Genomic DNA, 20,894 nt, shown 5'->3' with positions numbered 1-20,894 from the left:
CCCTGACGGCGGGGGTGGTCCACCCGGACCACCCCCGCCGTGCTGTCCGCGGGCGCCGGCCGCCGGGCCCGGCGATGCCTCGACGGATGCCGCGTGGCGCGGGACAGCGCTCGTCGCAGCCGCTACGCTCCCCCCAGCCTGTTCACGACACCTAGGAGATCGTGGTGGACCAATTCGCCCAGCAGCTCGTCAACGGGCTGACCCTGGGATCGCTCTACGCCCTCATCGCAGTCGGCTACACCGTGGTCTACGGCATCGTCCAGCTGATCAACTTCGCCCACGGCGAGATCTTCATGATCGGCGCATTCGGAGCCCTCTCGACGTGGCTGATCTTCTTCGAGGGCGAGACCGCCCTGTGGACCCTGCCGTTCATGATCGCGGGCGCGATCGCCGCCTCGGTCACCACCGCCGTGCTCATGGAGCGCGTCGCGTACCGTCCCCTGCGTGGTGCGCCGCGCCTGGCGCCCCTCATCACGGCCATCGGTATCTCGGTCTTCCTCCAGGAGTTCATCCGGCTCTTCTACGGCCGGATGCCGTTCGTGGACTTCCCGGACGCGAAGCAACGCGTGCCCTTCCCGCAGATCGACGTCGTGACCGGCCCGGCCTTCGAGGTCGGCAACGTGACGATCCAGCGCTCCGCCCTGTTCACCATCGGCTGCCTTATCATGTGCGCCGCCGGGCTGTGGTTCTTCGTCAACCGCACGAAGACCGGTCGCGGCATGCAGGCCGTGTCCCAGGACCCCGACACCGCGCGGCTCATGGGCATCAACGTCAACCGGATCATCGTCGTGGCGTTCGCCGTCGGCGCCACGCTCGCGGCCGTCGCCGGCGTGGCGCAGGGCCTTCAGGTCACGAACATCAACTTCCGGATGGGCTTCCTCGCCGGCCTCAAGGCCTTCACGGCCGCGGTGCTCGGCGGCATCGGCAACGTCTGGGGTGCCGTCGTCGGCGGGCTCACCCTCGGCATCGTCGAGGCCATGGCCGTCCAGTTCATCCCGGGCACCTTCGGTGGCAGCCCGTGGAAGGACGTCTGGGCGTTCGTCCTCCTCATCCTCGTCCTGGTCTTCCGTCCCCAGGGCATCCTCGGCGCGAAGGTGGTTGACCGGGCATGAGCAAGTACTCGCTCCCGGACAGCGTCCGGACCGCGCACGGCGCCAAGGCCCCCTGGCTGGCGATCGCCGGCGGCGCGCTCATCATCCTCAGCGGACTGCTGTCCTGGTCCTACGACGACCGCATCCTCGGTGACCTGTCGATCCGCTTCTACCCGGCGGGCATCCAGATCTACGCCATGCTCTTCGGCGTCATCGCGGTCGTCCTCGGCGCCCTGCTCCTGCGTCGTCCCGCGTGGCTGAGCCCGGCCCGCGGCCTGCGGTTCCTCGGCGTCACCGCGTTCGTCTTCGTCGTCTGGGTCGCGGCGGCGATCTCGTACCAGAGCGGCGGCCTCATCAACGTCAACGAGGGGGCCTACGTGGCCCTCGCCGGCGCCGTGCTCACGGCCGCTGCCGGCTTCCTGTCCCCCGAGGTCGACGTCGACGTCATGGCGTGGCCGCGGCTGAGCAGCACGGTCGAGATCCTCATCATCGTCGTGCTCATGGCGGTCCTGCTCTTCACCCTCGCCTACACGCTCGAGATCGACGACGGCGTCATCTTCGCGTCGTTCCTCGTCGCCCTCATCGCCCTCGTCGGTGGGCTGCTGGCAACCGGGTTCGGCGCCTACCTGGGCTTCATCGGCGCCAACAACCGTCGCCCCCTGCTCCTGGCCGCCTTCCTCGTCGCCTTCCTCTTCCCGTTCACCCAGGACGGCTCCGACGCCAACATGTCGATCGCGACGCAGATCCTCATCTTCGCCGCCACGGCCCTCGGCCTCAACATCGTCGTCGGCCTCGCCGGGCTGCTCGACCTCGGCTACATCGCCTTCCTCGGCACCGGGGCGTACGTCGGGGCGATGCTGTCGACCTCCGCCTTCGCGACGGTCGACATCAAGCCGCCGTTCGTCGTCGTCATGCTCATCGGCGCGGCGACGGCAGCCGTGTTCGGCCTCATCATCGGCTCGCCGACGCTGCGGGTCTCGGGCGACTACCTCGCCATCGTGACCCTCGGGTTCGGCGAGATCTTCCGCCTCGCGATGTTCAACCTCGACGGCAACAACGGGCCGTCCCTGACGAACGGCCCGAACGGCATCCCCGGCATCCCCGACCTCAACTTCTTCGGCTTCGACTTCGGAGAGGTGCACACGGTCGCGGGCATCCCGCTCGGCCGGTTCAGCAACTACTACTTCCTGCTCCTGCTCCTCCTCATGTTCGTCATGCTCGTGTTCACCCGGCTCAACGACAGCCGGATCGGGCGCGGCTGGGTCGCGATCCGCGAGGACGAGCGCGCGGCCGAGGCGATGGGCGTCAACACCTTCGGCCTCAAGCTGCTCGCCTTCGCGGTCGGTGCGGCGCTGGCCGGCCTCGCCGGGACCATCAAGGCCCACGTCGACACCTCGGTGACGCCCGACCAGTACATCTTCCTCGAGTCGGCGTTCCTCCTGTCGGCCGTCGTCCTCGGCGGTATGGGCACGGTGCTCGGCGTGCTCGTCGGGGCGACCATCCTCAAGCTCCTCCCCGAGAAGCTGCGCGAGGTCAACGAGTACCGGCTGCTCATGTTCGGCCTGCTGCTCGTCGTCATGATGCGGTTCCGTCCCGAGGGCCTCATCGCCAGCAAGCGGCGCCAGCTCGAGTTCCACGAAGAGGACGAGGAGCTCAGCGAGCTCCTCCAGGCCGAGCACCTCCAGGAGGCGAAATGACCGTCACGGAACCCCAGTCGACCGGGCACCAGGTCGGGGAGAAGGTCGTCCTCGAGGCCAACGGCGTCACGATGCGCTTCGGCGGCCTCACGGCCGTCGACGACGTGAGCATGAAGGTCCACGAGGGCGAGATCGTCGGCCTCATCGGCCCCAACGGGGCCGGCAAGACGACGTTCTTCAACTGCCTCACCGGCATGTACATCCCCACCGAGGGCCGCGTCGAGCTCAACGGCCAGACGCTGCCCCCGAAGCCGCTCAAGGTCGTCAAGGCCGGCATGGCGCGCACCTTCCAGAACATCCGCCTGTTCGCGAACATGACGGCGCTCGAGAACGTCATGGTCGGGCGGTACTGCCGCACGTCGTCGATGGCGCTCACCTCGATCCTGCGCGGGCCGAAGTTCCGGCGTGAGGAGGAGGCGACCCGCGTGCGGGCACAGGAGCTGCTCGACTACGTCGGGCTCGCGAGGTCCACCGAGCTGCTCGCCCGCAACATGCCGTACGGCGACCAGCGCCGGCTCGAGATCGCCCGCGCACTGGCCACCGACCCGCAGCTGCTGCTGCTCGACGAGCCGACGGCCGGGATGAACCCCAAGGAGACCGAGGAGACGATGCACCTGATCCGCAAGATCAGGGACAGCGGGCTCGCGGTCGTCGTCATCGAGCACGACATGCGGTTCATCTTCAACCTCTGCGACCGCGTGCTCTGCCTCGTGCGGGGAGCCCTCCTCGTCGAGGGCACCCCCGGCGAGGTGCAGTCCGACCACCGCGTCATCGAGGCCTACATCGGTGGCGACGACGAGGAGGAGAGCGCGTGAGCGCCATGCTGGAGGTCCGCGACCTCGAGGTGTCGTACGGCAAGATCAAGGCCGTCAAGGGCATCAGCTTCAGCGTCGACGAGGGCGAGGTCGTCACCCTCATCGGCACGAACGGCGCCGGGAAGACGACGACGCTCCGCACGATCTCGGGGCTGCTGCGCCCGAGCGCGGGGTCGATCACCTTCCAGGGCCAGGACCTGACGAAGGTCGAGGCCCACGACATCGTCCAGCTCGGCCTGGCGCACTCCCCCGAGGGCCGGCGGATCTTCCCGCGCCTGACCGTCGAGGAGAACCTCCTGCTCGGCGCCTTCTCGCGCAAGGACAAGGACATCGACTCCGACCTCCAGGCGGCGTTCGAGCTGTTCCCCATCCTCGAGGAGCGGCGCGCCCAGCCCGCCGGCACGTTCTCGGGCGGCGAGCAGCAGATGCTCGCCATGGGGCGCGCGATGATGAGCCGTCCCAAGCTGCTCATGCTCGACGAGCCGTCGATGGGCCTATCGCCGCTCATGATGAAGCGGATCATGACGACGGTCACGACCCTGCAGCAGCAGGGCACGACGATCCTGCTCGTCGAGCAGAACGCGCAGGCCGCGCTCAAGCGGGCGACGAAGGGCTACGTGCTCGAGGTGGGCAAGATCGTGCTCACCGGCAGCGGTGAGGAGCTGCTCACGAGCGAGGACGTCCGCAAGGCCTACCTGGGCGAGGACTGACCCCCGCATCACCACAGGTTTCCCGCCGGATGCGGAAACCTCGAGGTTCGCGGGGCTCGCGAGGTCCATGCGGGGCAACCTACCCGCCCGACGATCGCCCCCCACCGGCACAAGGGTCGGACAAAGCGGGGTCAGGGCCCCGATATCTCCGAGGCTTGTTCGTCGCCCGGTCGACAGTGGTGAGGTTCCGCCGCGAACCTCAGGTTTCCCCCATCCGGCGGGAAAGATGCTGGGGCCGAGGAGCCCGGATGCCGTGCCACGGCATCCGGGCTCGCTCTCGTCCCGCTCGGCCGGCACGCTCAGCCGGCGTCCCGCTCGGTCGGCACGCTCAGCCGGCGGCCCGCTCGGTCGGCACGCTCAGCCGGCGGCCCGCTCGGTCGGCACGCTCAGCCGGCGGCCCGCTTGGCCGGCGCCTTGCGGGCCGACGCCTTCGTGGCCGCCTGCTTCGTGCCCCCCGGCTTGGTGGCCGCCGACCGTCCGTCAGCCGCGCGGGGTGTGCGGGGGTCGGTGGCCGCCGACACCGTGCCGGTCGTGGCCTTCCTCGCCGGGGCCCGGGTGCCCGCGGTGGCGCGCGCACCGGTGGCGCGGGCCGTGGTGCGGGCGGTCTTCGCGAGCACCGGCGCGAGGAACCGGCCGGTGTGCGAGTGCTCGAGGGTCGCGACGCGCTCGGGAGTTCCCTCGGCGACGACCCGCCCACCGCCGCTGCCACCCTCGGGCCCGAGGTCGACGATCCAGTCGGCGCTCTTGATGACGTCGAGGTTGTGCTCGATGACGATGACCGTGTTGCCCTTGTCGACGAGGCCCTGGAGCACCCCGAGCAGCTTGCGGATGTCCTCGAAGTGCAGGCCGGTCGTCGGCTCGTCGAGCACGTAGATCGTGCGGCCGGTGGAGCGCTTCTGCAGCTCGGTGGCGAGCTTGACGCGCTGGGCCTCACCGCCGGACAGCGTGGGCGCCGGCTGGCCGAGCCGGACGTAGCCGAGGCCGACGTCGTTGAGCGTGCGCATGTGCCGCGCGATGGCGGGCACGGCGGAGAAGAACTCGGCGGCCTCCTCGATCGGCATGTCGAGGACGTCGGCGATCGTGCGGCCCTTGAAGTGCACCTCGAGCGTCTCGCGGTTGTAGCGCGCCCCGTGGCAGACCTCGCACGGCACGTAGACGTCGGGCAGGAAGTTCATCTCGATCTTGATCGTGCCGTCGCCCGAGCACGCGTCGCAGCGACCGCCCTTGACGTTGAACGAGAACCTGCCGGGCTGGTAGCCGCGGACCTTGGCCTCGGTCGTCGTCGCGAAGAGCTTGCGGATGTGGTCGAACACGCCGGTGTACGTCGCCGGGTTCGAGCGCGGGGTGCGGCCGATCGGGCCCTGGTCGACGTGGACGACCTTGTCGAGGTGCTCGAGCCCGGTGACCGTCTTGTGCCGGCCGGGGACGTGCCGGGCGCCGTTGAGCTTGTTGGCGAGGACGTTGTAGAGGATGTCGTTGACGAGCGTGGACTTGCCCGAGCCCGAGACGCCGGTCACGGCGACGAGGTTGCCGAGCGGGAAGGACACCGAGACCGCGTCGAGGTTGTGCTCGCTGGCCCCGACGACGGCGACCGACCTGCCCTTCTCCTGCGGGCGCCGCACCGTGGGCGTCGGGATCTCGCGGCGGCCGGAGAGGTACTTGCCGGTGAGCGAGTCGGGGTGGGCGAGCAGGTCGGCGACCGTGCCGGAGTGCACGACCTGCCCGCCGTGCTCGCCCGCGCCCGGCCCGATGTCGACGACCCAGTCGGCGGTGGAGATGGTGTCCTCGTCGTGCTCGACGACGATGAGGGTGTTGCCGAGGTCGCGCAGCCGGGTCAGCGTCTCGATGAGGCGGTGGTTGTCGCGCTGGTGCAGCCCGATGCTCGGCTCGTCGAGCACGTAGAGCACCCCGACGAGCCCTGACCCGATCTGGGTGGCGAGCCGGATGCGCTGGGCCTCCCCGCCGGAGAGCGTGCCCGCCGGCCGGTCGAGGCTGAGGTAGTCGAGCCCGACGTCGAGGAGGAACCCGAGGCGGGCGTTGATCTCCTTGATGACGCGCTCGGCGATCTGGCGCTCGCGGACCGTGAAGTCGACGTCGTCGAAGAAGCGTGCGGCGTCGGCGATCGCCAGCCGGGACACCTCGGCGATCGAGCGCCCGCCGATGAGCACCGCGAGGGACTCGGGCTTGAGCCGGGCGCCGCGGCAGACGGGGCACGGGACCTCGCGCATGTAGCCCTCGTAGCGCTCGCGGCTCCAGTCGGAGTCGGTCTCGGCGTGGCGTCGCTTGACGAACTCGACGGCCCCCTCGAACCCCGTGGAGTAGGAGCGCTCCCGGCCGAAGCGGTTGCGGTAGCGCACGTGGACCTTGTGGTTCTTGCCGTGCAGCAGCGCCTGCTTCGCGCGCTGCGGAAGCGCCCGCCACGGCGTGTCCATCGAGAAGGCGAGGTCGTCGGCGAGGGCCGCCATGACCCGCTGGAAGTAGTCGGCGGCGCCGGACCCGCTCGCCCACGGCGCGATCGCCCCCTCGCCGAGGCTGAGGTCCTCGTCGGGGACGATGAGGTCGGGGTCGACCTCGAGCTCGGTGCCGATGCCGGTGCACTCGGGGCAGGCGCCGAACGGGCTGTTGAACGAGAACGAGCGCGGCTCGACCTCGTCCATCTGGAGCGGGTGGTCGTTGGGGCAGGCCATCTTCTCGGAGAAGCGGCGCTCGCGCTCGGGGTGGCCCTCCTCGACGTCGACGAACTCGACGACGAGGACACCGCCGGCGAGGCCCAGGGCCGTCTCGACCGAGTCGGTGAGGCGCCGCTTGGCCGAGGTGTCGTCGGCGCCCTTGGCGACGAGGCGGTCGACGACGACGTCGATCGTGTGCTTGACCTGCTTCTCGAGCTTCGGCGGGTCGGTGAGGGCGACGACCTCGCCGTCGACGCGGGCCCGGGCGAAGCCCTTGGACTGCAGCTCGGCGAACAGGTCGACGTACTCGCCCTTGCGGGCGCGCACGACCGGGGCGAGCACCTGGAACCGGGTGCGCTCGGGCAGCTCGAGGAGCCGGTCTACGATCTGCTGCGGGCTCTGGCGGGTGATCGGCTCACCGCACACCGGGCAGTGCGGACGCCCCGCGCGCGCGAAGAGCAGCCGCAGGTAGTCGTAGACCTCGGTGATCGTGCCGACGGTGGACCGGGGGTTGCGGTTCGTCGACTTCTGGTCGATGGACACCGCCGGCGAGAGCCCCTCGATGAAGTCGACGTCGGGCTTGTCCATCTGGCCGAGGAACTGGCGGGCGTACGCCGAGAGCGACTCGACGTAGCGGCGCTGGCCCTCGGCGAAGATGGTGTCGAAGGCCAGGCTGGACTTGCCGGACCCGGACAGGCCGGTGAAGACGACGAGGCTGTCGCGGGGCAGCTCGATGCTGATGTCCTTGAGGTTGTGCTCGCGGGCACCACGGACGACGAGGTGGTCATGACTCACGTCGTCCAGCCTAGGTGGGACCACCGACAGACCCCCCATCGGCGTCGTCGGGGCCCCGGCGTGGGTGCCCGGGGGTAGCGTTCGGAGCATGGCCACCGGCATCCCCGACGTCCTCGCCCGCGTCACGCCGCACACCGACCGCCTCCTCGCGACGGCCCGCGCGCTCGACGACGCGGCAGCACCCTCGCTCTGCGAGGGGTGGACACGCGGGCACGTCCTGACACACCTCGCCCGCAACGCCGACGGCCTGTCCGCCCTCGTCCGCTCCGCCGTCGACGGCACCGGCGAGACGATGTACGCGAGCCCGCAGGCTCGCGACGACGACATCGAGGCCGGCGCCGCCCGGCCGCTGCACGAGCTCGTCGCCGACGTCGAGGCCAGCGCCGGGTCCCTCGCCCAGGTGCTGCCCCGGCTCGGCCCCGGGCACGCCGAGCAGCGGCTCGAGCGCACGCCCGGCGAGTTCCTCGTCAAGGCGAAGAACATCCCGTTCATGAGGCTGCGCGAGGTCGTCTACCACCACGTCGACCTCGACGCGGGCTTCACGTTCGCCGGGGTCGAGCCCGACCTGCTCCGAGCCTTCATCGCCGAGGAGGTCCGCCGCCTCCGCGCGCTCGACCCCGCTCCCGACCTGACGCTGCGCACCCCCGAGGGTGACGAGTGGACGGTCGGCGTCGGCACGGCATCCGTGACCGGCTCCCCCGCCGCGCTCCTCGCCTGGCTGGCCCGCGGGCTCACCGGCGGGGTGGCCGGCGACCCCCTCCCCCGACTCCCGAAGGGACGGTGACACCCGTGACCTACACCGGCCACGTGACCCCCGGAGGCCCGACCGACATCCGCCGGCTCGAGCGCGCGACGATCCGCAAGATGTCGGTCTCCGAGATGCACAACAACGTCTACCTCGTGACCTGCAACGCCACCGGGGAGCAGCTGCTCATCGACGCCGCCGACGACGCCCACCGCTGCCTCGGCCTCGTGCGCGAGGGCACCGGGCGGCTCGACCACCTCGTCACGACGCACAGCCACTGGGACCACGTGCGGGCCCTGGCCGACGTCGCCCGGGCGACCGGCGCCACGACGTACGCCGGGGACGACGACGCCGACGCCCTCCCGGTGGCGCCGGACGTGCGGCTGCGGCACGGGGACGTCGTCACCGTGGGCGAGCTCGAGCTCGACGTCATCCACCTGCGCGGCCACACCCCCGGGTCGGTCGCGCTGTCGTGGGCGGACCCCGACGGCCACGCCCACCTGTTCACCGGCGACTCGCTGTTCCCCGGGGGCGTGGGCAACACGAAGAACCCCGGGCAGAGCTTCGACTCGCTCTACCGCGACGTCGTCGAGCGCCTGTTCGCGACCCACGGCGACGACACGTGGTTCTACCCCGGCCACGGCGACGACTCGACGATCGGAGCCGAGCGGCCGCACCTGGACGAGTGGCGCGAACGCGGCTGGTGACCGGCGGTGCGGACGGCCGTCCCGTCCGTGGGCGACCGGACGCAGCGCTCGGGCACCGGCGTCGGCTGGCTAGCCTGACCCGGTGACGAGCGCCGCCGACCGGGTCCCTGCCCCCCTGCTCGTCCTCGGCGGGATCGTGTCCGTGCAGTTCGGCGGTGCGCTCGCCCAGACCCTCATCCCGGTCATCGGCGCCGGCGGGTCGGTCGTGCTGCGCCTGCTCATCGCCACCGCGCTGCTGCTGCTCATCGTGCGACCCCGGTGGCACGGGCACTCGCGCCGGGCCTGGCTCACTGTCATCGCCTTCGGCGTGGCGCTCGGCCTGATGAACTTCGCCTTCTACAGCTCCCTCGTCCACCTGCCGATCGGGGTCGCCGTGACGATCGAGTTCATCGGCCCGCTCACGCTCGCGGCGGCGATGTCCCGCCGGCTCGTCGACGCGGTGGCGGTCGTGGCGGCCGCGCTCGGCGTCGTGCTCATCTCCGAGGCCCTCGAGACCCCGCTCGCCGAGCTCGAGTGGGTCGGCATCGCACTCGCCCTGGCGGCCGGCGGGTTCTGGGCCGCCTACATCGTGCTCTCCGGGCGCACCGGGGCCCTCTTCCCCCGCCTCGAGGGGCTCGCCATCGCGATGGTCGTGGCGACCGTCGTGACCCTGCCGTTCGGCGTCTCGAGCGTGCCGTCGTGGACCGGCGAGACGATCCTCAAGGGCCTGGGGATCGCCGTGCTCTCGTCGGTGCTGCCCTACTCGCTCGAGCTGCTCGCCCTGCGCAGGCTCTCGGCGAAGGTGTTCGGCATCCTGCTCAGCCTCGAGCCGGCCGCCGCCGCCCTCGCCGGTCTCGTCGTGCTCGGGCAGGTGCTCTCGGCGACCCAGCTCGCGGGCATGGCGCTCGTCGTGGCCGCCTCCGCCCTCGTGCTCGGGCTGGGTGCGCGCCGGGAACCGGACCCGGCCGAGACCGCGAACACCTGACGCGCACGGCATCCGGCTGCGCCGACGGACGCACCGGACGCACGGATGCCGGTCAGGAGCCGAGCCGCTGCTGCTCCTCCCGCTCGTCCTTCCGGGTCTTGAGCAGGCTGAGGACCGTCGTCGTGCCGAGGATGACGACGATGGCTCCGAGGGACATCCAGATCGGGATCTCGGGCACGGGCACGTTCTCGCCGCCGTTGATGAACGGCAGCTCGTTCTCGTGGAGGGCGTGGAGGAGCAGCTTGACGCCGATGAAGGCCAGCAGGACCGCGAGGCCGATGCTGAGGTAGACCAGCCTCTGGAGCAGGCCGCCGAGCAGGAAGTAGAGCTGGCGCAGCCCCATGAGCGCGAAGAGGTTGGCGACGAGCACGATGTAGGGCTCGCGGGTCAGGCCGTAGATCGCGGGGATGGAGTCGAGGGCGAAGAGCAGGTCGGTCGTGCCCAGGGCCACGATGACGAAGAAGAGCGGGGTCGCCAGGCGCTTGCCGTTCACCACGAGGAAGAGCTTCGTGCCGTGGTACTGCTGGGTCGCGGGGAAGCGCGACTCCACCCACTTCATGAAGCGGTTCTCCTCGTACTCGTCGTCGTCGGTCTCCCCCTCACGGGCCAGCTTGACCGCCGTGTAGATCAGGAAGGCACCGAAGATGTAGAACACCCAGCTGAAGTTCTCGATCGCGGCCGCGCCGAGCCAGATGAAGATGCCGCGCAGCACGATGGCGATGATGATGCCGATCATGAGGGCGAACTGCTGGAGCTTCTCGGGCACGGCGAACTTCGCCATGATGAGCAGGAAGATGAAGAGGTTGTCGACGGAGAGGGAGTACTCCGTGAGCCAGCCGGCGTAGAACTCCCCCGCGAGCTGGGCGCCTGCGAAGTACCACATGCCCAGGCCGAAGAGGATGGCCCCACCGACGTAGACGGTCAGGGCGAGGCCTGTTTCCTTGTTGGACGGGCGGTGCGGGTTTCGGGCGATCCAGACGACGTCGAAGATGAGGACGGCGGCAGCGACGCCGATCGTGACCCACCACACCCAGGGGTCGAGGTCGAGGGTCTCGGTGGCGGTCGGAAGGATCGCTGAGGTCACCGGCGGAGTCTACCGAGGCACGCCCGCCCCCACGAACGCGCGTGACGCGCCCCCGGTGTGCTCGCACGGGGCGGGGGCTCGACGGCGGGCACCTCCTCATGGGGCCGGACCGGTCGGTGGTGGGGTGAGGTCACCTCGTGGCCTCGCTCATCTGGCGGAGCTCCTTCTTGAGGTCACCGATCTCGTCGCGCAGCCGGGCCGCGAGCTCGAAGTGCAGGTCCGCGGCCGCTTGGTGCATCTGGGCGCTGAGCTCCTGGATGAGGCCCGCGAGGTCGCTCGCCGCCACCGGCGCGGACCGGCGGGCGCCGAGCGCGATGTCGGCGGATGCCGCGCCCCGGCCACCGCGCCCGCCGTCGCTCTTTCCGCGCGAACGGGCCCGCCCGGAACCGAGGAGCTCCTCGGTGTCGGCGTCCTCGCGGTTGAGCATGTCGGTGATGTCGTTGATCCTCTTGCGCAGCGGCTGGGGGTCCAGGCCCCGCTCGCGGTTGTACGCGATCTGCTTCTCGCGCCGCCGCGTCGTCTCCTCGACGGCCTCCGCCATCGACGGGGTGACCTTGTCGGCGTACATGTGCACCTGGCCCGAGACGTTGCGCGCCGCGCGCCCGATGGTCTGGATGAGGCTGCGTCCGGACCGAAGGAAGCCCTCCTTGTCGGCGTCGAGGATGGCCACGAGGGAGACCTCGGGCAGGTCGAGCCCCTCGCGGAGCAGGTTGATGCCGACGAGGACGTCGAACTCGCCCAGCCGCAGCTCGCGGAGCAGCTCGACGCGGCGCAGGGTGTCGATGTCGGAGTGGAGGTAGCGCACCCGCACTCCCTTGTCGAGGAGGTAGTCGGTGAGGTCCTCGGCCATCTTCTTCGTCAGGGTCGTCACGAGGACGCGCTCGTCGCGCTCGGCACGCATGCCGATCTCGTGGAGGAGGTCGTCGATCTGCCCCTTCGTCGGCTTGAGGATGATCTCGGGGTCGACGAGACCGGTGGGGCGGATGATCTGCTCGACGACGCCACTCGCCTTGGCGAGCTCGTAGGCGCCCGGGGTGGCCGACAGGTAGACGGTCTGGCCGATGCGCTCGAGGAACTCCTCCCATTTCAGGGGCCGGTTGTCCATGGCCGACGGCAGGCGGAACCCGTGGTCGACGAGGGTGCGCTTGCGCGAGGCGTCGCCCTCGTACATCGCGCCGATCTGGGGGACGGTGACGTGGGACTCGTCGATGACGAGGAGGAAGTCCTCGGGGAAGTAGTCGAGGAGGCAGTTGGGTGCGCTGCCCGGAGAGCGGCCGTCGATGTGCATCGAGTAGTTCTCGATGCCGGAGCACGACCCGACCTGGCGCATCATCTCGATGTCGTAGGTCGTGCGCATCCGCAGGCGCTGGGCCTCGAGCAGCTTGCCCTGCCGCTCGAAGACGGCGAGCTGCTCCTCGAGCTCGCGCTCGATGCCGGCGATGGCCCGTTCCATGCGCGCCGGGCCGGCCACGTAGTGCGAGGCCGGGAAGACGTACATCTCGTCCTCCTGGCGCACGACCTCGCCGGTGACCGGGTGGAGGGTGTAGATGGCCTCGATCTCGTCGCCGAAGAACTCGATGCGCAGGGCCAGCTCCTCGTACATCGGGATGATCTCGACCGTGTCACCCCGCACCCGGAAGGTGCCCCGGGTGAAGGCGAGGTCGTTGCGGGTGTACTGCATGTGGACGAACTTGCGCAGGAGGTCGTCGCGAGGCACCTCGTCGCCGACCCGCAGCGGCACCATGCGGTCGACGTACTCCTGCGGGGTGCCCAGGCCGTAGATGCAGGACACCGAGGCGACGACGATGACGTCGCGCCGGGTGAGCAGCGAGTTGGTGGCGCTGTGGCGCAGCCGCTCGACCTCGTCGTTGATCGAGGAGTCCTTCTCGATGTAGGTGTCGGTCTGCGGGACGTACGCCTCGGGCTGGAAGTAGTCGTAGTAGCTGACGAAGTACTCGACCGCGTTGTGGGGAAGCAGCTCGCGGAACTCGTTGGCGAGCTGGGCGGCGAGGGTCTTGTTCGGCGCCATGACGAGCGTGGGCCGCTGCACCTGCTCCACGAGCCAGGCCGTCGTCGCCGACTTGCCGGTGCCCGTCGCACCGAGCAGCACCGTGTCCGTCTCCCCCGCCCTGACCCGACGGGCCAGCTCGGCGATGGCGGCGGGCTGGTCGCCGGCGGGCTGGAAGTCGGAGACGACCTCGAAGGGCGCGACTCGCCGCTGGAGCTCTGTGGTCGGGCGCATGCTCCTACGGTATGCCGCGGCACCGACACGGGGGCTGGGCGACGGTGCAGCCCCGGCTGGCCATGCCGCGGCACCGGTCCTTGGGCCGACCCCGCACCAGGGGCGAGCCGACCGCGCACCGCGGGTGGGACGCGGGTCGGCGGATGGTCAGAAGGGCGGCGGGTCCACGGCCGCCCTGCCGCCCCGGCGACCGGGGTGGTGGTGACGACGGTGCCCGGGCGGCGCGGTGTAGGTGTAGGACCGACACCCCGTGGCGTCGGGACGCGGTGGCGGGGCGATCCGAAGCAGCTGCACCCGGGGGCCGCGCCACACCCCGCCCGGTCCACGCCGGGAACCGGCCGTCCCGCCGACACGCACGGAACTCGGCCCCGGCGTCCGCGGCCGAAGGTCGTCGTGACCACCGAGCACCTCGAGAACCGTCTCGAGATCGCTCACCGGACCCGTGGCCCCGGTGGGCGAGCCGGATGCCGTGCCCTTGGCCCGCTCGTCACCGGGCACGGGGGTCGCCGGGGCGGTGACCGTCGGGCTGCGGGAGCGGAGGACGACGAGGTCGAGGAGGTTGCGCGGTGCCGTCATCCGCCGACGACCGGTGGGGTCGGTCCACACGGCCGTGCCGTCGGGGTGGAGGCGCACCCTCCAGCCCGGCCGCTGCTTGATCCGGTGGTGCCGTCTACAGAGGCACATGATGTTGCGGTCGCTCGTGGGCCCGGTCGGCCACGGCCTGACGTGGTCGAGGTCACAGAACCGGGCCGCGACGGAGCACCCGGGGAACCGGCACCGTCCGTCGCGGGTCCGGACGAGCGCTGCGACCCGAGCGCTCGGCCGGTACGTCGAGGCCACGCGACCGGTCGGGTCGAGCAGTGCCCCCGTGGCCGGGTCGCAGGGGGCGTTGCGCGTCATGGCTCCCCGGATGAGGGCTTCCAGCCACTCCCGTCGCACGAGCACCGGGTCGCCGGGGAGGGGCCCGAGGATCTCGACGAGGTCGTCGGGCGACGGCCCGGGGTCGAGCGCCTCGGGGTCGCCCGGGCTCCGACCGAGGGGGCTGCGGGCGAGCCCGGGGTCTGCCACCGGGTCGGCAGGGCCGACCGGCCCGGTGCCTTCGGCGTGCTGGGCGGGACGCTCCGGTGTGGCGCTGTCGGGCGCCCCGTCAGCGTCGGAGGGCTCGGCACGCTCGACCGGGTCGGAGGTTGCGGGGACGGTGACGACGACCTCGGCGTCGATCGTCGCGCTGCCGGTGACGAGGTCGATGAGTGCCCGGCCACGGGCCGCCTCGATGCCGTCGCACACCCCCTCGGAGACGTACCGGCGGGCCAGGGCGTCGACCGCCGCCCAGCCGAGTGCGGCGTCCTCGGAGGGGAAGGTGCCCTCCCAGTGGTCGACCCCGGGCCCCTCGGGCCAACGGCGCAGCCCGCACTCCTTGCGGGCACGCTGGGCTCGCCGGCGCAGGAGATCGGGGCTGATCCGGGTGAGCACCCGCCGGCACCGGCGCCTCAGCTGGGTGGCCGTCTCGTCGCCGAGGTGGCCCTGCAGGGCGGCGACGACGGCGGCCGCGACCTCGAGCGGCGCCTCCTCGAGCTCGTCGACGATCACTCCCGCCCGGTATCCGTCGAGCCGACCCTCGAGCATCGCCGCGTGCAGCGCGCCGAGCCCGGACACGGCATCCGAACCGTCGGGCTCGCTGCCCGCGCGGGCGCCGCCCGCGCCGACGAGACGGGTGGCGTGCACGACGCGCCGCTGCGCGTACGCGTGCGACACGCACAGCGGGCCGGCCACGACGTCGGGGGCGTCGAGAGCCACGTGCCCCAGGGCCCGCCTCGACTCGACGACCGTGCCGTCCTCGAGCCACTCCTCCTCGACGGCAGCCACCCGCGCGATGGCGGCGTCCTGGATCGCGGTCGCCGTGTTGACGAGGCCCTGGCAGCCGGCCACCACCTCGGCCCACTCGGCCCGGGTGCGGCTCGACGCGCGGCCATGTGCCTGAATGCAACGCGCCAGGGTGTCGAGGGCCCGCCGAGCCTCCAGCAGCTCGGCCTCCGAGGGCGGAGCGGCGTCGCGGGTCGGCGCACCGCCGTCGACCGACGGAGTCACGACGTCGTCCATGCTCGCCCCTTCACCCAATCCCGCTCTCCCCCAGCAGGTCTCACCCTGCTCGAGCTGATGTGAGAAGCGTATCGCCGCCCACCGACAGGCCCTCCCGGCTCACACCGACCGCCGAGACCGGCCCGCAGCCGCCACCTCCCACGGACCCTCTGGCCACGACCACGCCACGGTGGGACGATCCGAGCATGCCGACGCCGACCCACGAGCCCCCGGCCTCCGTTCCCGGCCCCGACCCCCCTCCGTGCCGAACGGCCCGGAGCGCGCCCGTGAGCACCTGTGAGGGCTACCAGGACGGCGGCGACCACCCGACCCGCCGCGCCCACTCCCGCACCCGCAGGTCGGCGTCCTCGAACCACGGTTCCTTGGCCTCGGCGTAGTCCTGCGTCGACGCGACCGCCGTGGCCAGCACCGTCTTCATCGACGCGTACCCGGCGCGCTCCTGCGCGTCGGCGCGCAGCCAGTCACGGAACATCAGGGCCCACGACCACCCCGGCGACCCGACCTCACGGACGTGGACGTGGGCGATCCGGCCGGGGTCGCACGAGGCGTGGAAGCGCTTGTCCCACCGGACGCCGTCCTTGCCGTTGTCCCACCAGTTCCCCTCCTGACGGACGAACCCGGCCGTCGCCATCGCCCCGACGAAGGCGGGATCGTCGGCCGCGGCGAGCGACGCGACGCCCACCTGCAGGTCGACGACGTCCTTCGCGACGAGCCCCGGGACCGCGGTGGACCCGATGTGGTCGAGCGTCACCGCTTCCTCGCCCACGGCGTGCCGGATGCGCGCGAGCAGGCGCGCGGCCTGGGCCGGCCACGTCGGGTCGGGGGCCGAGAGCGTGGGGTGGGTGAGCCGCGACCGGATGCCGTGGCGCAGGTTGAGCTCGAACGGCTCGATCCGCTCGTGCCAGAGGCGCAGGACGCAGGCGCGCAACGCCTCCGGCGTCGCCTCGTTCTCGAGCCACACGTCGGCTGCTGCCCGCCGCTCCTCGTCGACCGCCTGGGCGGCGATCCGGGCCCGCGCGTCGGACTCCGTCATGCCGCGCAGCTCGACGAGCCGGCGGAGCCGGACCTCCTCGGAGGCACCGACGACGACGACGAGGTGGTACTGGGCCCCCATGCGCTTCTCGACGACGAGGGGCATGTCGTGCACGACGACGGCATCCGGTGGGGCTGCCGCGACGAGCTCGGCCGTCCGCGCCCAGATCGCCGGGTGCGTGATGGCCTCGAGGTCCGCGAGGGCGGCGCCGTCGCCGAAGACGACGCGGCCGAGCGCAGGCCGGTCGAGGCCGCCGTCGGGCCCGATCACCTCCGAGCCGAACCGCTGCCGGATCGCCGCCAGGGCGGGAGAGCCGGGCTCGACGACCTCGCGCGCGACGGCATCCGCGTCGACGACGACGGCACCGAGGGCCGCGAGCTGGGCGGACACGGTGGACTTGCCCGACCCGGTCCCGCCGGTGAGGCCCACGCGCAGCATGGACCGACCCTAGTGCGCCTCGTCGCGCACGTCCGCCCAGAGGTCCGCGAGGACGGCGTCGAACGCGACGGCGTCCCGGGGACCGTCGAGCCGCCGTGCGGTGAGGAGCGCGACGGTGCGCCCGGCGGCGGGGTCCGCGATCCCGAGGGTGCCCGTGCCACCGGCCCAGCCGGCGGAGCCGCGACGAGGGCCGGCCGGGTCGTCACGCATCGCCACCGACACGTGGTGGCCGAAGGAGTAGCCCGCGGGGACGAACGGTCGCGCCGCCGCGAGCTGGAGGTCCGTGAGGGCGGGCCGCCGCACCGCCCGGATGAGGTCGGCAGGGGCGACCGTGGGGGTCACGAGCTCGGCCAGGACCCGGGCTGTGTCGGCCGCGGTGCCCCAGAGGCCGCTCGAGAGCGTGAGCATGGCCGGTTCCGCCGGCCCGTCCGCCTCCAGGGGTTCCCATCCGCCCGGCCCACGCGCGTGGGCCGGCGCGGCCGTCTCGGGCCCCGGCGCGGCGAAGGAGACCGACGGGGTGTCGAGCGGCTGCGTGAGGCGGTCGGCGAGCAGCCGGTCCAGGGGCTGGCCCGAGGCGCGGGCGAGGACGACCGACAGCACGTCCGTGGACGTGTGGTACGCCCATCCCGCGCCGGGCTGGAAGGCGAGCGGCAGCTCGGCGAGCCGGGCGAGGAAGGTGACGTCGTCGACGGTGGGGGGCAGTGGGCCCGGGTGCACGCCCGCCCTCGCCATGGCCCGGGACAGCGGCGTCTCGCTCATGCCCATGCCGAGCCCGCTCGTCATCGTGAGGAGGTCGCCGACCGTCACCGGTCTGGTCAGCGGCTCGGTGTCGTCGAGGTCGGCATCCGGCCTGCGCAGCACCCGGACCCCGTCGAGCTCGGGCACCCACCGGCGCACCTCGTCGTCGGGAGCCAGCACCCCCTCCCCGCGGAGCACGGCCACGAGCAGGGCGGCCACCGGCTTGGACAGCGACGCGAGCCGGTACGACGACGCCTCGGTGACGGGAGGCCCGGTGTGGGGCCCGGTCGCACCCCGCACGGTCGTCAGGGTCCGGCCGTCGCGACCGCGCAGGGCGACGGAGTAGCCGAGCAGCTCGCCGTCCTCGACGAGCCGGTCGAGTGTCGGGGTGCGCAGGGGGTCCGTCGCGTCGGTGCGAGCCATCCGTCCACCCTGCCACGGTCCCGCCCGCGGGACGTCCGCAGCGACGGACGGCCGAAGGCCCGGGCACCCCTCACGGGTGACCGGGCCTTCGTCGGTGGGCGGACGGCATCCGAGGGGACGCCGTCGTGCCTCAGTTGCCGGTGAGCTTCTCCCGGAGGGCGGCCAGGGCCTCGTCGGAGGCCAGCGTGCCCTCGGAGGCCGGGGCCGGCGGGCGCGGCGCGCTGCCCTCGTCGGACGAGGAGGGCGTGGACGACGGCGAGCCCGACTCCGAGGAGTACGAGGTGGCCTCGCTGCCACCGGCGGCCTCGGCGTCGGCCTTGGCGAACGCCTCGACCTGGTTGCGGTGCGACTCCCAGCGCGCGTGCGCCTCGGCGTACTGCTTCTCCCAGGCCTCACGCTGCGACTCGAAGCCCTCGAGCCACTCGTTGGTCTCGGCGTCGAAGCCCTCGGGGTACTTGTAGTTGCCGGCCTCGTCGTACTCGGCCGCCATGCCGTACAGCGTCGGGTCGAACTCGACCTGGTTGGCGCCGTCCTCGTTGGCCTGCTTGAGCGAGAGCGAGATGCGGCGACGCTCGAGGTCGATGTCGATGACCTTGACGAAGATGTCGGTGCCGACGGTCACGACCTGCTCGGGCAGCTCGACGTGGCGCTCGGCGAGCTCGGAGATGTGGACGAGGCCCTCGATGCCGTCGTCGACGCGCACGAACGCACCGAACGGGACGAGCTTGGTGACCTTGCCCGGCACGACCTGGCCGATCGCGTGGGTCCGGGCGAAGTGCTGCCACGGGTCCTCCTGCGTCGCCTTGAGCGACAGGGAGACCCGCTCCCGGTCCATGTCGACGTCGAGCACCTCGACGGTGACCTCGTCGCCGACCTCGACGACCTCGGACGGGTGGTCGATGTGCTTCCAGGACAGCTCGGAGACGTGGACGAGACCGTCGACGCCGCCGAGGTCGACGAACGCACCGAAGTTGACGATCGAGGACACGACACCGCTGCGGACCTGGCCCTTGCCGAGCTCCTTGAGGAACGTCGTGCGGACCTCGGACTGCGTCTGCTCGAGCCAGGCACGGCGCGACAGGACGACGTTGTTGCGGTTCTTGTCGAGCTCGATGATCTTGGCCTCGATCTCCTTGCCGACGTACGGCTGGAGGTCGCGCACGCGACGCATCTCGACGAGGGAGGCGGGAAGGAAGCCGCGCAGGCCGATGTCGAGGATGAGCCCACCCTTGACCACCTCGATGACGGAGCCGGTGACGACGCCGTCCTCCTCCTTGATCTTCTCGATCGTGCCCCAGGCGCGCTCGTACTGCGCACGCTTCTTGGACAGGATCAGGCGACCCTCCTTGTCCTCCTTCTGGAGGACCAGGGCCTCGACCTCGTCGCCGACGGAGACGACCTCGTTGGGGTCGACGTCGTGCTTGATGGACAGCTCGCGCGAGGGGATGACGCCCTCGGTCTTGTAGCCGATGTCGAGCAGGACCTCGTCCCGGTCGACCTTGACGATGCGACCCTCGACGATGTCGCCGTCGTTGAAGTGCTTGATCGTCGCGTCGATCGCGGCGAGGAGGTCTTCCTCAGAGCCGATGTCGTTGATGGCAACCTGAGGGGCGGTCGTGTCGACCGTGCTGGCAGTCATGTAGTAGGAACTCCGATGTGGACAGATGGAATCGATGGGAAGGTACGAGCGCACGCGTGACCGCAAGCAGCCACACGGGTGCTGGGTCAGCCTACTGGTGCCCGCACGTCGGGGGCAAAACCTCTCGGATGCCGTCCGCCCGCCCCGTCCCGTTCACGCGGCCCCGGCCGTGAGCCAGGACGCCACCCGTCGCCCCGTCGGCGCGGCCGAGACCCGCTCGGCCAACCGGTCGTGGTGGGACGGCGAGGCCGAGGACTACCACGCCGAGCACGGCGCCTTCCTCGGTGACAGCGACTTCGTCTGGGGGCCGGAGGGCTGGACCGAGGCCGAGCTCGACCTCCTCGGGGTGCGCGACGGCATGACGGTGCTCGAGATCGGGTCCGGGGCGGCGCAGTGCTCGCGCTGGCTGGCTCGCACGCACCGCGGCCTGCGGGTCGTCGCCACTGACCTGTCGATGGGGATGCTGCGCACCGCCCGCCGGATCGACACCACCACAACGGATCTTCACCCACGTTCGGAGGCCGGCCGAGGGGTGCCACTGCTCCAGTGCGACGGCCAGGCCCTGCCGCTGGGCGACGAGACGGTCGACCGGGTGTTCACCGCGTACGGCGTCATCCCCTTCGTCGCCGACAGCGGCGCCGTCCTGGCGGAGGCCGCCCGGGTGCTGCGCCCCGGTGGTCGGTTCGTGTTCTCGACGTCGCACCCGGTGCGCTGGGCGTTCCCGGACGACCCGGGGCCGAACGGGCTCACGGCCACGACGTCGTACTTCGACCGCACGCCCTACGTCGAGAGCGAGGCGGGGGTCGTGACGTACGCCGAGCACCACCGCACCCTCGGCGACCTCGTGCGACAGGTCGTCGCCGCCGGGCTGGTGCTCACCGACCTCGTGGAGCCCGAGTGGCCCGCTCGCACCGAGGCGACGTGGGGCGGGTGGTCGCCACTGCGCGGCCGGCTCCTGCCCGGGACGGCGATCCTCGTCGCGGACCGCCCGGGCTGAGTCCGGG

General features: G+C 71.7%; 15 protein-coding genes. 8 read left to right on the top strand and 7 right to left on the bottom strand.

Features of this window, described 5'->3' with window-relative positions; all coding sequences use genetic code 11:
- Window positions 1-164: 164 nt before the first annotated feature.
- The 4 genes from ABD899_RS06425 to ABD899_RS06410 are packed head-to-tail and all read left to right on the top strand — an operon-like array spanning window position 165 to window position 4,313.
- Window positions 165-1,112, top strand: a complete 948-nt coding sequence (locus ABD899_RS06425) for a branched-chain amino acid ABC transporter permease (RefSeq protein ID WP_345203684.1) — start codon at window positions 165-167, stop codon at window positions 1,110-1,112.
- Window positions 1,109-2,788: an ABC transporter permease subunit gene (locus ABD899_RS06420; RefSeq protein ID WP_345203682.1), complete on the top strand. Its 1,680-nt coding sequence runs from the start codon at window positions 1,109-1,111 to the stop codon at window positions 2,786-2,788. The genes ABD899_RS06425 and ABD899_RS06420 overlap by 4 nt, the downstream gene beginning before the upstream one ends.
- Entirely contained in the window at window positions 2,785-3,603 is an 819-nt protein-coding gene (locus ABD899_RS06415; RefSeq protein WP_345203680.1) for an ABC transporter ATP-binding protein, read from the top strand. Before ABD899_RS06420 ends, ABD899_RS06415 begins: the two co-directional genes overlap by 4 nt.
- 5 nt (window positions 3,604-3,608) lie before the next feature.
- Window positions 3,609-4,313 (top strand): ABC transporter ATP-binding protein, encoded by a 705-nt coding sequence (locus ABD899_RS06410; protein WP_425474945.1) that lies wholly within the window; start codon window positions 3,609-3,611, stop codon window positions 4,311-4,313.
- A 386-nt stretch (window positions 4,314-4,699) separates the two neighbouring features.
- Here ABD899_RS06410 and uvrA read toward each other — a convergent pair whose 3' ends face one another.
- The gene (gene uvrA / locus ABD899_RS06405) at window positions 4,700-7,816 is read right to left on the bottom strand and encodes an excinuclease ABC subunit UvrA (RefSeq protein WP_345203892.1); all 3,117 of its coding nucleotides are present in this window, start codon (window positions 7,814-7,816) and stop codon (window positions 4,700-4,702) included.
- Window positions 7,817-7,865: 49 nt separating this feature from the next.
- On the opposite strand from uvrA, the gene ABD899_RS06400 reads away from it, so the two are divergent.
- The 3 genes from ABD899_RS06400 to ABD899_RS06390 all read left to right on the top strand — a co-directional run bounded on the left by ABD899_RS06400 (window position 7,866) and on the right by ABD899_RS06390 (window position 10,193).
- On the top strand, window positions 7,866-8,561 hold the full coding sequence (locus ABD899_RS06400) for a maleylpyruvate isomerase family mycothiol-dependent enzyme (RefSeq protein ID WP_345203676.1): 696 nt from the start codon (window positions 7,866-7,868) through the stop codon (window positions 8,559-8,561).
- Between the two features lie 5 nt (window positions 8,562-8,566).
- The gene (locus ABD899_RS06395) at window positions 8,567-9,229 is read left to right on the top strand and encodes an MBL fold metallo-hydrolase (RefSeq protein ID WP_345203673.1); all 663 of its coding nucleotides are present in this window, start codon (window positions 8,567-8,569) and stop codon (window positions 9,227-9,229) included.
- 82 nt (window positions 9,230-9,311) lie between these two features.
- Window positions 9,312-10,193 (top strand): EamA family transporter, encoded by an 882-nt coding sequence (locus ABD899_RS06390; RefSeq protein WP_345203671.1) that lies wholly within the window; start codon window positions 9,312-9,314, stop codon window positions 10,191-10,193.
- A gap of 52 nt (window positions 10,194-10,245) precedes the next feature.
- On the opposite strand, the gene ABD899_RS06385 is transcribed toward ABD899_RS06390, so the two are convergent.
- The 6 genes from ABD899_RS06385 to rpsA form a co-directional block, all read right to left on the bottom strand.
- Window positions 10,246-11,277, bottom strand: coding sequence for a TerC family protein (locus tag ABD899_RS06385; RefSeq protein WP_345203668.1), 1,032 nt, complete (start codon window positions 11,275-11,277; stop codon window positions 10,246-10,248).
- Between the two features lie 130 nt (window positions 11,278-11,407).
- Window positions 11,408-13,519: an excinuclease ABC subunit UvrB gene (uvrB, locus tag ABD899_RS06380; RefSeq protein WP_345203666.1), complete on the bottom strand. Its 2,112-nt coding sequence runs from the start codon at window positions 13,517-13,519 to the stop codon at window positions 11,408-11,410.
- 147 nt (window positions 13,520-13,666) lie between these two features.
- Complete coding sequence (locus tag ABD899_RS06375) at window positions 13,667-15,619, bottom strand: HNH endonuclease signature motif containing protein (RefSeq protein ID WP_345203663.1); 1,953 nt, start codon at window positions 15,617-15,619, stop codon at window positions 13,667-13,669.
- A gap of 283 nt (window positions 15,620-15,902) precedes the next feature.
- Complete coding sequence (gene coaE / locus ABD899_RS06370) at window positions 15,903-17,090, bottom strand: dephospho-CoA kinase (protein ID WP_345203661.1); 1,188 nt, start codon at window positions 17,088-17,090, stop codon at window positions 15,903-15,905.
- A 9-nt stretch (window positions 17,091-17,099) separates the two neighbouring features.
- On the bottom strand, window positions 17,100-18,251 hold the full coding sequence (locus ABD899_RS06365) for a serine hydrolase domain-containing protein (RefSeq protein WP_345203659.1): 1,152 nt from the start codon (window positions 18,249-18,251) through the stop codon (window positions 17,100-17,102).
- Between the two features lie 130 nt (window positions 18,252-18,381).
- A complete protein-coding gene (rpsA, locus tag ABD899_RS06360) occupies window positions 18,382-19,890 on the bottom strand; it encodes a 30S ribosomal protein S1 (RefSeq protein WP_345203656.1) in 1,509 nt (502 codons plus the stop codon).
- 169 nt (window positions 19,891-20,059) lie between these two features.
- On the opposite strand from rpsA, the gene ABD899_RS06355 reads away from it, so the two are divergent.
- Window positions 20,060-20,887: a class I SAM-dependent methyltransferase gene (locus tag ABD899_RS06355; RefSeq protein WP_345203654.1), complete on the top strand. Its 828-nt coding sequence runs from the start codon at window positions 20,060-20,062 to the stop codon at window positions 20,885-20,887.
- Window positions 20,888-20,894: the final 7 nt, after the last annotated feature.

The organism is Fodinibacter luteus, assembly GCF_039541575.1.
In the GTDB taxonomy this organism is placed as follows: Bacteria; Actinomycetota; Actinomycetes; order Actinomycetales; family Dermatophilaceae; genus Fodinibacter; species Fodinibacter luteus.
This window is presented reverse-complemented; position numbering and strand designations above follow the sequence as displayed.

Coding starts and splice junctions, on each gene's coding strand:
- uvrB (WP_345203666.1), bottom strand. CDS start 13,519: ATGCGCCCGACCACAGAGCTCCAGCGGCGAGTCGCGCCCTTCGAGGTC.
- ABD899_RS06400 (WP_345203676.1), top strand. CDS start 7,866: ATGGCCACCGGCATCCCCGACGTCCTCGCCCGCGTCACGCCGCACACC.
- ABD899_RS06375 (WP_345203663.1), bottom strand. CDS start 15,619: ATGGACGACGTCGTGACTCCGTCGGTCGACGGCGGTGCGCCGACCCGC.
- ABD899_RS06410 (WP_425474945.1), top strand. CDS start 3,609: ATGCTGGAGGTCCGCGACCTCGAGGTGTCGTACGGCAAGATCAAGGCC.
- uvrA (WP_345203892.1), bottom strand. CDS start 7,816: ATGGGGGGTCTGTCGGTGGTCCCACCTAGGCTGGACGACGTGAGTCAT.
- ABD899_RS06420 (WP_345203682.1), top strand. CDS start 1,109: ATGAGCAAGTACTCGCTCCCGGACAGCGTCCGGACCGCGCACGGCGCC.
- rpsA (WP_345203656.1), bottom strand. CDS start 19,890: ATGACTGCCAGCACGGTCGACACGACCGCCCCTCAGGTTGCCATCAAC.
- ABD899_RS06365 (WP_345203659.1), bottom strand. CDS start 18,251: ATGGCTCGCACCGACGCGACGGACCCCCTGCGCACCCCGACACTCGAC.
- ABD899_RS06415 (WP_345203680.1), top strand. CDS start 2,785: ATGACCGTCACGGAACCCCAGTCGACCGGGCACCAGGTCGGGGAGAAG.
- coaE (WP_345203661.1), bottom strand. CDS start 17,090: ATGCTGCGCGTGGGCCTCACCGGCGGGACCGGGTCGGGCAAGTCCACC.